The organism is Bacillus sp. EE-W1, assembly GCF_009760835.1.
Taxonomy (GTDB): Bacteria; Bacillota; Bacilli; order Bacillales; family Bacillaceae_G; genus Bacillus_A; species Bacillus_A wiedmannii.
On the sequence record NZ_WIPE01000043.1, the window covers coordinates 76759 to 89988 of the forward strand.

The following is a 13230-nucleotide window of genomic DNA, read 5'->3' on the forward strand; positions in this document are numbered from 1 at the left end:
TTAGAAAGAGTTCAAGGGCAAAATAGGAGAATCTATATTATTCTTTAAGAAGGAATAAATAAAAAATAAAAAATAAAATATCCAAAAATACAGATAGAAATCCGCTTTTATACCTTTCATTAAAATAATACTAGCATTATATATTATAAGGAATACTTGTCCTTAATTGTAAATGAAAGGGGGGAATTGATATGAGTTATGGCTATGGTCATCCTCCTGGAAAATGTCATAAACATCACAATGAAACTTTGTCAACGGGTGTATTACGTAGACATTCCGCTACGTTGTTTCTTACTGTGGAAGCTATGAATGTTGATCCAGATGATACTCATACAGTAACTGTTGAAATGTTTGATTGGTCATCGGGTTCTCCGGTATTGTTACCATTAGTAGACCCTTCAACACAAACATTGGCACCTAATCGATATGTTACTTTTCGTTCAGCAGCTCTTCCTCCAGGAGTTTTTGCTTATGAAGTAAGAATCATTCGTTCGAAAGATAGAGATGTTGTTACGAATGTTTTTGGTCTTAGTGCAATAGTATTTAACCCACAAGAAGGAAATAATGTTTTACAACATGATTTAGCAAAATTAGATCTTAAATAGATTTTATAAAAGTTTATTTATTGGACAAGATTAAAAAAGAGTAGGATTACATCCTACTCTTTTTTAACATCAATTATATTAAAATTTTAAAAGAAATCCTTCATCATTTTCACATCTTTAATATTCACTGTCACACCTTCAACCTTATCTTTCTTCTCATCTTTAGCAATCGTAATTTGCTCCTTATTATCAACCCACACAAGAAACTCTTCTTTTGCGTCATCTTTATATGTAACGGTGATAGTAGAATGCGCAGATTCTGGCTTTTTCGATCTAGTGTAATTGCTTTAGGAGTTCCGCTTTGAACTGCTGAAACGATAGAGTATATCATTTCTTCGTTGTCTGTTTGAGATTTAGAAGTAGTGTTATCGGTTGTCCGAAGTATTTCGATATCTGTAATATTTGCGGAGTTTAATTGAAAGGTATTTTGTGTATGTTCTTGCTTAGCTTGTGGAGCGTTGTCTGTAGCTGAGGTACTTGCACAGCCTATTAAAGTGAAAGATAGAGCGGTTAGAGCGCATATAGATATGATTTTTTTCATAGTATCCCTCCTTATGATTAATTATAAAAATTTTCTGTTATTTAAGGTAGTTATTGTAAGTAGATTTATTCTACTAGTTTTAGGATAGAAAAAATTCATATAACTTTTTTCATATTTTATGTTTAACATTTCGAAAATGGGTGTACTACATATAATATAACAAATAATTCATTTTAAAGGAGGAAGTTAAAGATGGAAACGAAGTATAGTAAACCTTTTGTATATGAATTTATTACGGAGAAAGAGGTCATGAATGCGGCGAATGATCTAGTGAAGAAAGGGATAGACCAAAAAGATATTTACGTATTAACACATGAGAAAGAGAGGACAGATAGAATTGCAGACAATGCAGACGTGAATACAATTGGGATAAAAGAGGAAGGACTTGGGACAAGCATTATTAACGTCTTTCAAAACACGGGAGATCAGTTAAGAAATAAGATGCAAGAGTTAGGGCTTAATGAGGAAGAAGCGAACTTCTACGAAGAAAAGCTGGATGAAGGAAAAATTTTGTTATTCGTTAAGGATTTAGAAAGAGTCGGTGAATGGTTACAAGAAAGAAGATGCATGTATTCTATTTAAAGTTGTATCCTGTAAATCTATAAATCTATTACGAAAAGGAGATTGTAAATATGAGTGAGAACGGGCTAAAGGAACAAGTTAAAGGTAAAGTTGAAAAGAAAAAAGGACAAGTAAAAGAAGGAATTGGTGAAGTTACAGATGATAGAGAGTTAAAAAATGAAGGGAAGTGGGAAAAGACGAAGGGAACGATAAAAGAAAAAGTCGGAAAAGTGAAACAAAAGATAAGTGATGAATTGGATAATAAAGAATAATATATGTTCATCAAGCTTTGGTTACATACCAAAGCTTGATGAATCCAATATAAAACGAATATAGGAGGTTTAATTGTGGGACTTATTATTACGTGTATTGTAGGTGGACTTATTGGTGCGTTAGCTGGAATGATTACGGGAAAAGACTTTCCTTTAGGTATAGTTGGTAATGTGATTGCCGGATTAATCGGATCTTGGGTAGGTAGTGCGTTATTTGGACATTGGGGTCCTGAATGGGGAGGCATCTTTATTCTTCCAGCGTTACTAGGTGCAATCGTCTTTATTTTAATCGTTACATTCTTTTCTAGAATGCTGCGGAAAGCGTAAGTATAATAATGAATAGTAATCTTAAGTTTGTTATATGCGACTATAAGGTTAATAAGCTCGTAAAAATACATAAAAAAAGCATCCAATTAAACTAATTTGGATGCTTTTTTTATGTAATCTGCATAGGAAAGAGTGGAGGATGAAGAACCCCCACTCATTAAAATTACACTTTCTATTATGTATTAAACCATCGTTACTTTTTCACAATTATTTATTTTTACGACCTGCCTTGGTTCTATATGAGATAAGTCTTCGCTATTACCGATATCCACTACAATTGTATTCGTTAGTATGTTAATAATGGAACCAATTAATTTTGTAGCATGATCGTGTCGATAAGAAAATTGAACAAAATCTCCCTTTTTAAAGTTGTGCTCTTCCATAGATAGATCCCCCTAAAAATAATGTTTATACATTATACATACACAAAATTATAAGTTTTAAACATTTATCATTACGATTTAAGTGTTAAGCCGAGAAAGGTGTAGAAAATTTATTTATAATGAAAATAAAAAAATATGTTTAAAATTAATTTTTATGGGTAATTAAATAGTAAGAGTTTGAGATAAGGGGGCGGAAATGATGAATTTGGCAGTAAATATTTTGCAAAATGATTTAGGTTATACAGTACAACTTAATGGTGAAATTGATGCATATACGGCATCAGATTTAAAAAATAAGATGATGCCTATTGCAAGCGAAAAAGAGGTTCATATTGTAGTAGATTTTACTGAGGTAGAGTATATGGATAGTACAGGTTTAGGCGTGTTTATAGCTCTATTAAAAGCAATTAAGAAAAATGATGGAAAGCTAGAGTTTATTGGTGTATCTAAAAGACTAAAAAGATTATTCGATATTACAGGACTAACAGAAATATTAAATTTGAATTCCGATTTTGAAAAAGTAGAAAGAAGGTGACTAGGGATGATGGAGAGATTTGAAAAGATAGAAATGAAAATTCCTGCAAAGGCAGAATATGTGGCTATTATTCGTTTAACAATGGCTGGTGTTGCGAATCGAATGGGCTTTGCTTATGACGATATAGAAGATATGAAAATTGCTATTAGTGAAGCATGTACAAATATTGTACAACATGCATACAAAGAAGACGTTGGAGAAATTGCAATTGTCTTTGGGCTATATGAAGATCGATTAGAAATTATGGTTGCTGATAATGGGATTAGCTTTGATTTTAGCACCTTAAAAGAGAAAGTTGGTCCGTATGATATTAGTAAACCAGTAGAACATTTGCCGGAAAATGGTTTAGGTTTATATTTAATCAATACGTTAATGGATGATATACAAATTATGCATGATGAGGGCATGACAGTTTTAATGACAAAATATATACAAAGAGAGCAGGTGGAGAATGATGGAAATCCAATCTCAACCTACAAATCTTGCTAAAGAAGACGTTATTAAACTAATTGCAGACTTCCAACAAAACCAATGTGATGAAGCACAGGAAAGATTAGTTCATCACTATAAAAATCTCGTACATTCCATTGCATATCGCTATTCAAAAGGTGGGCCGATGCATGAGGATATTATACAAGTAGGAATGTTAGGGCTCTTAGGCGCAATAAGAAGGTATGATTACTCGATAGGGAATGCTTTTGAGCCGTTTGCAATACCTACGATAGTAGGCGAAATAAAGAAGTATTTACGTGATAAAACTTGGGGTATTCATGTTCCAAGGCGAATTAAAGATTTAGGTGGGAAGATTAAACTTGCGATAGAGGAGCTAACAGATCAACTGCAACGTTCACCGAAGATTATAGAGATTGCGGATCATTTAGAACTATCCGAAGAGGAAGTGCTAGAAATTATGGATGCGAAAAATAATTATCGAGTATCTTCCTTAGACGATGTAGTTGAAAATTCATCTGATGGCAGTTCGGTAGCGAGAATTGAATCTGTAGGTGAAGTAGAGCAAGGATATGAAGAGACAGAAAGGCGTCTCGTTTTAAAGGATATTTTTAACGTATTAAATGATACGGAAAAGAGTGTTATTCATTATATATTTGAAGAGAATTTAAATCAAAAGGATACAGGGGAACGGTTAGGTATTTCACAAATGCACGTTTCTCGTATTAAAAGGCAAGCGATAAGTAAATTGAAGCAAGCAGCGTTTTTAGATACATAAAAATTTTACAGAATTATGTTTAAAACATGAGAAAAGGGGTAGTTATTAAGTATAGGAGGAGATAGAAAAATGTCACACGATGTGAAAGAACTAATCGAAGGATTGAATGAAGATTTAGCAGGAGAATACTCGGCACTTATTATGTATAACCATAATGCAGCTACAGTTTCTGGTATATATAGACAAGTGTTAAAACCTTTCTTTGAATCTGAAATTAGTGATGAACAAGGACATGCCCTATATTTAGCGGAGAAAATTAAGACGTTAGGTGGTACACCTACTACGATCCCTTTACCAGTGAAACAAGTAGAAGATGTTAGAGAAATGTTAGAAGAAGCTAGGAAGTCAGAATATGAAACAATTAAGCGTTATGAAACGAGAAAAGAACAGGCCGCGAAATTAAATATGACAGAGTTAGTTGTCAAGTTAGAAGATATGATTGCAGATGAAACAAATCATATGGAAGAGTTAGATCGTCTTTTAAGTGATAAAGCAATGGTGTTAAATTAATTTATAGAGTGAAAGAACAAACTCTCATTTCTAGGGGGTTTGTTCTTTTGCTGTATAAAAAATATGTTTGAGTAGGAAATTTTCATTTTGTAACTGAGTATGTAATACTAGAAAAATAGAAAATGATCATAGATTTACATTTTATATAAGAAAGGGGGAAATAACTTGTGTCCATTTTAATTGTCGATGATAATCCGGTTAACATCTTTGTAATTGAAAAAATTTTAAAACAAGCCGGATATCAGGATCTTGTATCGCTTAATTCTGCACAAGAGCTTTTCGAATACATTCAATTTGGAAAAGATTCTTCCAGGCATAATGAAATTGATTTAATACTATTAGATATTATGATGCCTGAAATTGACGGACTTGAAGTTTGTAGGCGATTACAAAAAGAGGAGAAGTTTAAAGATATTCCTATTATTTTTGTAACAGCTTTAGAAGATGCGAATAAATTAGCTGAAGCGCTTGATATAGGCGCAATGGATTATATTACGAAACCGATAAATAAAGTTGAATTGTTAGCGCGTATGCGTGTAGCATTACGCTTGAAATCGGAATTAAATTGGCATAAAGAACAAGAAGAAAACCTTCGTAATGAATTGGATTTAGCTACACAAGTACAAAGAAACTTATTAAGTAGCCCATTAAGAGAAGATCATATAAAAATTGAAGCAAGCTATTTACCTTCATTCAAACTAGCTGGAGATATGTATTATTGGTATAAAATCGATGAAAACCGCTACGGTATTATATTATTAGATGTGATGGGACATGGTATATCTGCTTCATTAGTTTGTATGTTTATTTCGTCTGTATTACGTGAAACGATTAAATCTTTAATCGATCCAGAACTTGTCATTAAAGACTTAAATAAATATATGACTCTTTTACATAATGAGAATGACGATATTCCATATTATTTTACAGCGATATATTTAGTAGTGGATACAGAAAAGAGAACGATTGAATATGTAAATGCAGGACATCCTTCTGGATACGTTTTAGTTGATGAAACAAATATGGTTGAACTGAATCGCGGGAGTTGTGCGGTAGGATTTTTTGATGAAATAAAAGTTGAAAAGAAAGTTATACCTTTTGAGAAGAACGCTCAAATATTATTATTTACAGATGGTGTGCTTGAAGCAATTGCAAATGATGAATTTGAGTCTGAAGAGAAATTACGTGCTTTTACAGAAAGAAAATGGGGAGATTTAGAAGAAGAGATAGAAGGGTTTTATAAGGAAGAACAGAAGAAAGAACAATCAGATGATATGTGCCTCATTATGATACAAACGAATGCGAAATAAAAAGCGTATGAAATCCAAACAAAGGATTTCATACGCTTTTTATTGTATTTTTTGATAGATTTGTTCGTTCGGATTAAATTGGATATAATGCGGCATTATATTTGAAAAACGAAGAGTTTCTTTATTTCCTAAACATAGGAATCCATTGTGGCCTAAACTTTCATAAAATAGTTGCTGTACTTGGTTTTGAAGTTTACCTGTAAAATAAATTAAAACGTTACGGCAAAGTATAATATGAAATTCGTTAAAAGATTGATCAGTTACTAAATTATGTTGCGCAAAGATAATGTTTTGTAACAGTGATGGATTAAAATAAGCAAAACGATTATCTGTTGAATAGTAGTTAGAAAATGCTTGTGTACCGCCAGCTTGTAAATAGTTTTTCGTATAAGTTTGCATTTTATTTAACGGAAGGATAGCTTGTTTTGCTTTTTCTAACACATTTGTATTCATATCTGTTGCGTAAATAACAGCTTTTTCACTTAATCCTTCTTCGTGAAGTAAGATGGACATTGATAATACTTCTTCACCAGTTGCGCATCCAGCATGCCAAATTCTAATTTCAGGATACTTTTTTAATTCAGGAATGACATGCTCTCTTAGCGCTTTAAAAAAGTTAGGGTTACGGAACATTTCAGTTACATTAATGGAGAAATCATTTAATACCTGTTCTAAAAACCCTTCCTCATGAATTACTTTTTCAATTAACTTTGAAATGGTTGGGATATTAGAGATCTGCATTCTATTACAAATTCTTCTATAAATAGATGTACGAGCATATTGGCGGAAATCGAAGCCAGATAGTTTAAATACCGCTTCCAATAGTAATTCAATTTCTAAGTTCGTGCGCTTATCCATATCGACGGATGGATCAAAATTATAATACTTATTTTCCACTTAAATTAAACCTCACTTATTTTATTAACCATACACTCATTACTGAATAGAGTTGATGTAAATTTAATGGTTTACTTATATAATCTGAAGCGCCAGCAGATAAACATTTTTCCTTATCATTTGGCATTGCTTTCGCAGTTAATGCGATAATAGGTATTTCATGTAACCTTAAGTTCATTCGGATATGTTCCATTGTTTCATAACCATCCATATTCGGCATCATAATATCCATTAAAATAAGGTCAATATTTGTATTTTTTTTTAGTATGTCTAAACACTCTATGCCGTTTTGTGCAGTAATAATGTTGGCATGCTGTTTTTTTAATGCATTTTGTAATGCAAATATATTTCGGTGATCATCATCGACAATTAAAATGGTTTTCTCTTGGAAGACGTTATTTGTTTCTGGTGTCACGATAGTTTCCTCAACAACTTCAGCAGGAATAACATCTTCTATCGTTGCTGCAACTTCTAAATTGGATACTTGTATATCAGTTAATCCATTTGGAAGGTTAGGAATATATACAGTGAAAGTACTGCCTTCTCCTACATGACTCTCTAACGTAATCCAACCACCTAACAGTCTAGCAAATTCTTTACAAATAGATAACCCTAAGCCTGTACCACCATATTTCCGAATCGTTGCGCCATCTGCCTGTTGAAAGGCTTCGAAAATAAGTTGATGCTGTTCTTTAGCGATACCAATACCAGTATCTTTTACCGAAATTTTCATCCAATCATTACTGATAGACTGCATTTCATGACTTAAATTGGCTGTTTCTATTGAATCGAAATGTAAAGAAACGAATCCTTTTTCCGTAAATTTAAATGCATTGGATAATAAGTTTTTAATAATTTGTTCAATCCGTTTTGCATCTGTATAAAACAAATCAGGAATAATATCACTGTCTTCAATAGTAAATTCGACATTTTTTTGTGCAGCTATATGTAAAAAGTTTTGATGCATATTTGCTGCCATATCACTTATGTTCGTTGCTTCAAAAATGATGTCTAGTTTGCCGGCTTCTACTTTAGATAAATCTAGTATGTCATTAATTAGAGTAAGTAAATCTTTCCCTGATGAATGAATAACAGTTGCTAATTCAATTTCATCATCGGATAAATGATTATCATGATTTTCTTTTAACATTTCAGATAATAGTAAAATACTATTTAATGGTGTGCGTAATTCATGTGACATATTTGCTAGAAATTCAGATTTGTATTTTGAGCTACGTAATAACTCACTTGCTTTTTCTTCTAATTCTGATTTAGTGATTTGTAAGTCAGCTGTCTTTTGCTCCGCCTCTTCCGTTCTAGACTCTAGTTGTTCATTCGTTGTTCTTAATTCTTCGGCTTGCATTTGTAGTTCTTCAGCTTGTGTTTGCAATTCTTCTGATTGAACTTGCAACTCTTCTGTCATTGCTTGTGATTCATGTAAAAGAGTTTGAATTCGCATACGTCCCATAATACTATGGATCGTTAAACCTAGGTTATCAACAGTTTGTTGAATTAAATCTTGATGTAAATCTGAAATATCAGTTACACTTACTAACTCCATTACTGCAATCACTTCATCTTCAAATAAGATAGGGATAACTAGTAGGTTTTGAGGGCGTATTTCTAATAAGCCGCTAGTGACATAACGAAATTCTTCTGGTATTTCTCTAAGAATAAAGCTTTGCTTTTCTAAAGCACATTGCCCAATTAAACCTTCACCCATTTTAATGGATTGCTTCCCAACATCAGAACCCTGATCGGCGAAAGAAGCTTTCTTCACATAGTAGACAGTGTCTTCAATTTCTTCACGTACATAAAATGCACCGCAAGAAGTTTGCGTTTTTTGTATCATTCCACTAAGAATTTTGTTCCCTAACATCTCAATAGAAGATACACCTTGATACATTAAAATTAATTCTGCAAGCTCGGTTTGCAACCACTCTCTTTTCGATATTTCGTCTAGTAGATGGTTCGTTGTATGAGCCAAATCTTTTATCTCATCATGAGTGTTTACATGAATTCTTTCCGTAATTTTTTCTTTAGAAGAAATGGATTTAATAGCTTGAATTACATTTTTAATCGTTTTTGTAATGGAATTCGAAATATAGAGTGAAACGATAATAGAAATACAAGAAAGTAAGAACAACAAACTGTATAACCAAAGCTCTAATTTATTATTTTCCGTATCTAATTGTGCAGCTCTTTTCTTCGTTAGTTGCTCCTCTACACTACGGAAGTTAGTTACCTGCGATTGTAGTGACTGAATTTGAGTCGTATCGATTGCTTGTACGTTATTACGATTGCTATTTGTAATAAGTGGGTGAATCTCTTTATTAATCCAACTAGTAATGTTTTCATTAATCTGTTTTAACTTTTCTTGCTGAGAGGGGTTATCCTCTAATAGAGCAAAAAGATCTTGATAATGTTTTTCGTAATCCTTTTCCGCAGCGTTAAGGGATTGAACGTAATTTGCATCATTAGAAGTGATAAATCCTTTCGCTTTATTTTCAATTGTTAGCAATTCTTTCTCCACTTGATTCGTTAAATTAAGAACTTTAAAATCGTGATCAATAATAAAATTACGAGATTTTTGTAAACTGGAAATCTCATTGTTTAGCATAATGAAAGAAATAAGTAAGAACAAAATGATAACTAAATAACCAGCCATAATTTTGTAGCGAATACTAAATCTTGCTTTCGAGTTCATTAAAAATTCCTACCTTCAAGGTTATTAACAATTTTCAATTGTACAGAATAAAAAACGTAATATATATTATATCAGTTTTCGTAAGGCCAAACTAGAAATCCCCCTATTGTATTAGGGGGTCTCTTTTTGAATTGAGGAAATCATTTTGAAATATAAAAACATATATGAAAAGTAACAATCGAGGGAATAGGGGGGATAACAAAATTTTTAAGAAGGAAAGAGTGTTCTTAAAGCTTTTTTTGCATCTATTCCTTCAAAGATAAATAATACAAGTTCTTTCTTTTTGACAGTAAGGAAAAAGGATACTAATGTGCTTATGTTTTTAATGGAAGTAAGTGTTCCGTGTTTACCTATAAATAAAGTTGTTTGAAATGTTGTCATTAAAGCATAAAAATGATGAATCTGCGTTATTGTAGGTGTTTCATTATAAAGAATAGTAGTAGATTGGATTGCATTCATCGAAATATTCCTTTCCATATAGTAAGCATAACAATATAAACATACCCGTTTTAAAAAATGTTAAACATATAAATAAGAAAAAATATAATTATAGTTTTTTATGTTTAGAAAGGGTTACGAAGGGTATACATAAACTACAAAGAGATTGACTGAAGATGAATTGTAAGATTTCTAGTCTATAAAAATATACTTTTACTTTAAATAAAAAGGAGTCTGGTATATATGAATGAACTGATGATTGATATTACATTTGATTTAATTTACTTGTTAAGTAGTTCGCTTGTAATGCTTTTACTATTCGCTTTTTTCATAAATGGTTATGTTAATAAGAAGATTAGTGTATACAGAAATGAAGAAAGATAAAGATACATTATATAAAACTTTAGGAGGTTAATAGTTATGAATGTAGATAGAAAAATAGTAGGTGTTTTTAGAACAATTGATGATGCGGCATGTGTTATTAATGAATTAAGTGATAAAGGATACTCAGCTGATAACATTTCAGCTATTGCGAAGGATCAAAAGGAAATTGAACATCTGGAAGAGAAATCGGGTGAAAAAGTGAATCATGAAACTGCACATAAAGCGGATATCTTTTCAGCAACAGGGCTTGTGGCAGGAGGAGTAGCAGGCGGACTCGGTGGTTTATTAACAGGTCTTGGTGTACTTGCCGTATCTGGAATGGGTCCAATCGTAGCGGCAGGACCTATCGCAGCAGCTATTGGGGGAGCCGGTATTGGCGGAGGAGCTGGAAGTTTAATAGGAGCATTTATCGGATTAGGCATTCCTGAGGAACATGCTAAGAAATATGAAGAATACATTCACGATGGAAATATATTAATTTTAGTAGATGCAAAATTAGATGATAAGTTAGAAATCTATGAAATATTTGATAAGCACAATGCGTATAACTCTGATTTCTTTAAATAATATGTACGTCACATATTTAAACATAATGAATATCGTTTTTTGATCTTACAACTTTGGCGCGACCGAGGAGTCGTATGACTATAAGAGAGGAAGGGCTTATAGTAAAAGATCAAGTCCTATTATGATATTGAGAAAGGAAGAGGTGTCTTTTCGTGATTGTAAAAATATTAAAGGATAGTAGTAATAGCTTCCTTTGTACAGTGCAAAATAAAAATGGAGAGAAGTATGTAAAGAAATGGTTTCATAAACAGGGAAACAAGGAAGAATTAGGACGACCAACTTTCAAAGAAGTAGAAAAGGACTGGAGAGAAAATAGAGAATCGTTTATGTATCCAAATGTGAAAGCGTTTTATTAAACATAATAGGCGCTTTATTCTTACAAAATTGTCACACTCCTGTAAGGTAATTCAATAGATTCGTTGCGTGTTCCATGTCATAATAAAGACATAAGAAAGCTTATTCAAACTACAACTTATTAGGAGAGTGTCAGTCATGATTGTAACAACAACGTCTGGAATTCAAGGTAAAGAAATTATTGAGTATATTGATATTGTAAATGGTGAAGCTATTATGGGTGCAAACATTGTCCGCGATTTATTCGCTTCTGTTCGTGATGTTGTCGGTGGTCGTGCTGGTTCTTACGAAAGCAAGCTAAAAGAAGCTCGTGATATCGCAATGGATGAAATGAAAGAACTTGCAAAACAAAAAGGTGCGAACGCTATCGTTGGTGTTGACGTAGATTATGAGGTTGTTCGTGATGGAATGTTAATGGTTGCTGTAAGTGGTACAGCTGTACGTATATAAGTAAATAAAAAACAGGCTCACCCCTTGAAGCTCATGCTTTGAGGGGGTTTTTTTGTTTCATGATTAAAGTTAAAATAAAGAAGAGTTGATAGCGTATTGTAAGTACAAAAAATAAGCAAAACGTTATTGTAAAAAATGCTAGGATTGCTCCTAGCATTTCGTGAGGGGGTATTACACGGGAATTTAGATAATAAGCAGACGTACCTGCTTATTTCAAATGTAGTATATATTGTTTTCAAGGAGAAAAGTAAGAAATACAACAATCTTTATATATGTTTAACGAGAGTGTTAACTTTATGATAAATAATAAAATTGTTATTTGAGGTAAAGGGAGAAATAATGGTATGAATAACTTTAGAGGGTGTATAGTTTATAGAAATAAACGATTGAGTATGTAAAGAGTTGTATTACATAAAATTTATAATGAATAGAGGGGGTTATATTATGTTTTGGTTAGGATGTTTTTTAGGATATATTGTAGGTTCAGTTATTACATGTGCTCTACTTTACTATGGGTATAGATCCAATGAAAATAAAAAAGCGGATATACAAAAGAGGGAGGAGAGGAAAATCAATAAAAAAGGTGTATAGGATGTGAAAGGTAAGGTGATAGCATTGATGCAAAAATAAAGGACAGTACATATTGTATATGACGACTATGTACTGTCCTGATTATTCTTTTTGGATTATGAAAAATTATCTCCTGTCTTACTATAAATTTCATAGGCGAAATAACCAAATAAATAGCCTATTCCGGCCCCTAAACTAAATGAAAGCAGGGAGAATTCCGGGAAAAACATACCGAAAATCAAACCAATCATATAGCCAACAAGCATTCCCATAGGTATGAGACTATCTAATAAATTTTGAGCTTTTTGGGATTTTTTCTTACCTAATTTTCCGTTCTTATATTTATGTTCCAATCTTTTTATTACAAATACTACAATTCCACCAACTATTACAACAGGCGCGATTGCCGAAATGAACCACATGTGAAAATCTCCTTTCACCTTTTAATATAATTGTACCAAAAAATTACAATTATAGACTACTAAACGTACTATCTAGTCTATTTAAAAGGTCAATGCAAAAGACTTCTTCTTTTGCATTTAATAACTCGTCAAAAACACTTTCCGATACGATAAACTTAACTAAATCTAT

Annotated in this window: 19 protein-coding genes and 1 pseudogene; 14 read left to right on the forward strand and 6 right to left on the reverse strand. The window is 32.3% G+C overall.

Going from position 1 to position 13230, the window contains the following annotated elements; all coding sequences use genetic code 11:
* Positions 1 to 191 precede the first annotated feature (191 nt).
* Positions 192 to 605, forward strand: coding sequence for a hypothetical protein (locus tag GFJ36_RS04440; protein WP_000120201.1), 414 nt, complete (start codon positions 192 to 194; stop codon positions 603 to 605).
* Positions 606 to 691: 86 nt separating this feature from the next.
* Here the strand turns inward: GFJ36_RS04440 and GFJ36_RS04445 are convergent.
* A pseudogene (locus tag GFJ36_RS04445) lies at positions 692 to 1146 on the reverse strand (hypothetical protein).
* 192 nt (positions 1147 to 1338) lie between these two features.
* Here GFJ36_RS04445 and GFJ36_RS04450 point away from each other — a divergent pair.
* The 3 genes from GFJ36_RS04450 to GFJ36_RS04460 all read left to right on the forward strand — a co-directional run bounded on the left by GFJ36_RS04450 (position 1339) and on the right by GFJ36_RS04460 (position 2306).
* The gene (locus GFJ36_RS04450) at positions 1339 to 1728 is read left to right on the forward strand and encodes a YflT domain-containing protein (protein ID WP_000448812.1); all 390 of its coding nucleotides are present in this window, start codon (positions 1339 to 1341) and stop codon (positions 1726 to 1728) included.
* A 50-nt stretch (positions 1729 to 1778) separates the two neighbouring features.
* Complete coding sequence (locus GFJ36_RS04455; protein WP_097890582.1) at positions 1779 to 1979, forward strand: CsbD family protein; 201 nt, start codon at positions 1779 to 1781, stop codon at positions 1977 to 1979.
* Positions 1980 to 2054: 75 nt separating this feature from the next.
* Complete coding sequence (locus tag GFJ36_RS04460) at positions 2055 to 2306, forward strand: GlsB/YeaQ/YmgE family stress response membrane protein (RefSeq protein WP_000522902.1); 252 nt, start codon at positions 2055 to 2057, stop codon at positions 2304 to 2306.
* A gap of 182 nt (positions 2307 to 2488) precedes the next feature.
* Here the strand turns inward: GFJ36_RS04460 and GFJ36_RS04465 are convergent, their stop codons facing one another.
* Positions 2489 to 2689, reverse strand: coding sequence for a methyltransferase (locus GFJ36_RS04465; RefSeq protein ID WP_000390989.1), 201 nt, complete (start codon positions 2687 to 2689; stop codon positions 2489 to 2491).
* Between the two features lie 196 nt (positions 2690 to 2885).
* Here GFJ36_RS04465 and GFJ36_RS04470 point away from each other — a divergent pair, with 196 nt between their 5' ends.
* The 5 genes from GFJ36_RS04470 (at position 2886) to GFJ36_RS04490 (ending at position 6272) form a co-directional block, all read left to right on the forward strand.
* Positions 2886 to 3224 carry an STAS domain-containing protein gene (locus GFJ36_RS04470; protein WP_141555644.1) on the forward strand — a complete coding sequence of 113 codons (339 nt, stop codon included), beginning with the start codon at positions 2886 to 2888 and terminating at the stop codon, positions 3222 to 3224.
* 6 nt (positions 3225 to 3230) lie between these two features.
* Entirely contained in the window at positions 3231 to 3713 is a 483-nt protein-coding gene (gene rsbW / locus GFJ36_RS04475) for an anti-sigma B factor RsbW (protein WP_087957589.1), read from the forward strand.
* On the forward strand, positions 3676 to 4452 hold the full coding sequence (gene sigB, locus GFJ36_RS04480; RefSeq protein ID WP_087985676.1) for an RNA polymerase sigma factor SigB: 777 nt from the start codon (positions 3676 to 3678) through the stop codon (positions 4450 to 4452). Before rsbW ends, sigB begins: the two co-directional genes overlap by 38 nt.
* A 69-nt stretch (positions 4453 to 4521) precedes the next feature.
* Positions 4522 to 4962, forward strand: coding sequence for a ferritin-like domain-containing protein (locus GFJ36_RS04485; RefSeq protein ID WP_157349498.1), 441 nt, complete (start codon positions 4522 to 4524; stop codon positions 4960 to 4962).
* A gap of 167 nt (positions 4963 to 5129) precedes the next feature.
* Positions 5130 to 6272: a fused response regulator/phosphatase gene (locus GFJ36_RS04490; protein WP_137010986.1), complete on the forward strand. Its 1143-nt coding sequence runs from the start codon at positions 5130 to 5132 to the stop codon at positions 6270 to 6272.
* Between the two features lie 39 nt (positions 6273 to 6311).
* On the opposite strand, the gene GFJ36_RS04495 is transcribed toward GFJ36_RS04490, so the two are convergent.
* From GFJ36_RS04495 to GFJ36_RS04505, 3 genes are all read right to left on the reverse strand, one after another.
* Positions 6312 to 7169 (reverse strand): CheR family methyltransferase, encoded by an 858-nt coding sequence (locus GFJ36_RS04495; RefSeq protein WP_157349499.1) that lies wholly within the window; start codon positions 7167 to 7169, stop codon positions 6312 to 6314.
* A gap of 16 nt (positions 7170 to 7185) precedes the next feature.
* A complete protein-coding gene (locus tag GFJ36_RS04500) occupies positions 7186 to 9876 on the reverse strand; it encodes a response regulator (protein ID WP_157349500.1) in 2691 nt (896 codons plus the stop codon).
* A gap of 207 nt (positions 9877 to 10083) precedes the next feature.
* On the reverse strand, positions 10084 to 10335 hold the full coding sequence (locus GFJ36_RS04505) for a hypothetical protein (RefSeq protein ID WP_137036275.1): 252 nt from the start codon (positions 10333 to 10335) through the stop codon (positions 10084 to 10086).
* Positions 10336 to 10557: 222 nt separating this feature from the next.
* On the opposite strand from GFJ36_RS04505, the gene GFJ36_RS28985 reads away from it, so the two are divergent.
* From GFJ36_RS28985 to GFJ36_RS28990, 5 genes are all read left to right on the forward strand, one after another.
* Complete coding sequence (locus GFJ36_RS28985) at positions 10558 to 10698, forward strand: hypothetical protein (RefSeq protein ID WP_001004256.1); 141 nt, start codon at positions 10558 to 10560, stop codon at positions 10696 to 10698.
* Between the two features lie 36 nt (positions 10699 to 10734).
* On the forward strand, positions 10735 to 11265 hold the full coding sequence (locus tag GFJ36_RS04510) for a general stress protein (RefSeq protein ID WP_087985671.1): 531 nt from the start codon (positions 10735 to 10737) through the stop codon (positions 11263 to 11265).
* A 152-nt stretch (positions 11266 to 11417) separates the two neighbouring features.
* Complete coding sequence (locus GFJ36_RS04515; protein WP_048526522.1) at positions 11418 to 11621, forward strand: DUF4028 family protein; 204 nt, start codon at positions 11418 to 11420, stop codon at positions 11619 to 11621.
* A 136-nt stretch (positions 11622 to 11757) separates the two neighbouring features.
* The gene (locus tag GFJ36_RS04520; RefSeq protein WP_000637511.1) at positions 11758 to 12069 is read left to right on the forward strand and encodes a YbjQ family protein; all 312 of its coding nucleotides are present in this window, start codon (positions 11758 to 11760) and stop codon (positions 12067 to 12069) included.
* Between the two features lie 444 nt (positions 12070 to 12513).
* Positions 12514 to 12660 (forward strand): hypothetical protein, encoded by a 147-nt coding sequence (locus tag GFJ36_RS28990; RefSeq protein ID WP_000498635.1) that lies wholly within the window; start codon positions 12514 to 12516, stop codon positions 12658 to 12660.
* 95 nt (positions 12661 to 12755) lie between these two features.
* Here GFJ36_RS28990 and GFJ36_RS04525 read toward each other — a convergent pair whose 3' ends face one another.
* Entirely contained in the window at positions 12756 to 13061 is a 306-nt protein-coding gene (locus GFJ36_RS04525) for a hypothetical protein (protein WP_087985670.1), read from the reverse strand.
* Positions 13062 to 13230: the final 169 nt, after the last annotated feature.

Bases quoted from the DNA above. Each gene is read 5' to 3' on its own strand.
- GFJ36_RS04465 (WP_000390989.1), bottom strand. From the start codon at position 2,689: ATGGAAGAGCACAACTTTAAAAAGGGAGATTTTGTTCAATTTTCTTAT.
- GFJ36_RS28990 (WP_000498635.1), top strand. From the start codon at position 12,514: ATGTTTTGGTTAGGATGTTTTTTAGGATATATTGTAGGTTCAGTTATT.
- sigB (WP_087985676.1), top strand. From the start codon at position 3,676: ATGATGGAAATCCAATCTCAACCTACAAATCTTGCTAAAGAAGACGTT.
- GFJ36_RS04520 (WP_000637511.1), top strand. From the start codon at position 11,758: ATGATTGTAACAACAACGTCTGGAATTCAAGGTAAAGAAATTATTGAG.
- GFJ36_RS04500 (WP_157349500.1), bottom strand. From the start codon at position 9,876: ATGAACTCGAAAGCAAGATTTAGTATTCGCTACAAAATTATGGCTGGT.
- GFJ36_RS28985 (WP_001004256.1), top strand. From the start codon at position 10,558: ATGAATGAACTGATGATTGATATTACATTTGATTTAATTTACTTGTTA.
- GFJ36_RS04510 (WP_087985671.1), top strand. From the start codon at position 10,735: ATGAATGTAGATAGAAAAATAGTAGGTGTTTTTAGAACAATTGATGAT.
- GFJ36_RS04485 (WP_157349498.1), top strand. From the start codon at position 4,522: ATGTCACACGATGTGAAAGAACTAATCGAAGGATTGAATGAAGATTTA.
- GFJ36_RS04470 (WP_141555644.1), top strand. From the start codon at position 2,886: ATGATGAATTTGGCAGTAAATATTTTGCAAAATGATTTAGGTTATACA.
- GFJ36_RS04505 (WP_137036275.1), bottom strand. From the start codon at position 10,335: ATGAATGCAATCCAATCTACTACTATTCTTTATAATGAAACACCTACA.
- rsbW (WP_087957589.1), top strand. From the start codon at position 3,231: ATGATGGAGAGATTTGAAAAGATAGAAATGAAAATTCCTGCAAAGGCA.
- GFJ36_RS04440 (WP_000120201.1), top strand. From the start codon at position 192: ATGAGTTATGGCTATGGTCATCCTCCTGGAAAATGTCATAAACATCAC.
- GFJ36_RS04450 (WP_000448812.1), top strand. From the start codon at position 1,339: ATGGAAACGAAGTATAGTAAACCTTTTGTATATGAATTTATTACGGAG.
- GFJ36_RS04525 (WP_087985670.1), bottom strand. From the start codon at position 13,061: ATGTGGTTCATTTCGGCAATCGCGCCTGTTGTAATAGTTGGTGGAATT.
- GFJ36_RS04455 (WP_097890582.1), top strand. From the start codon at position 1,779: ATGAGTGAGAACGGGCTAAAGGAACAAGTTAAAGGTAAAGTTGAAAAG.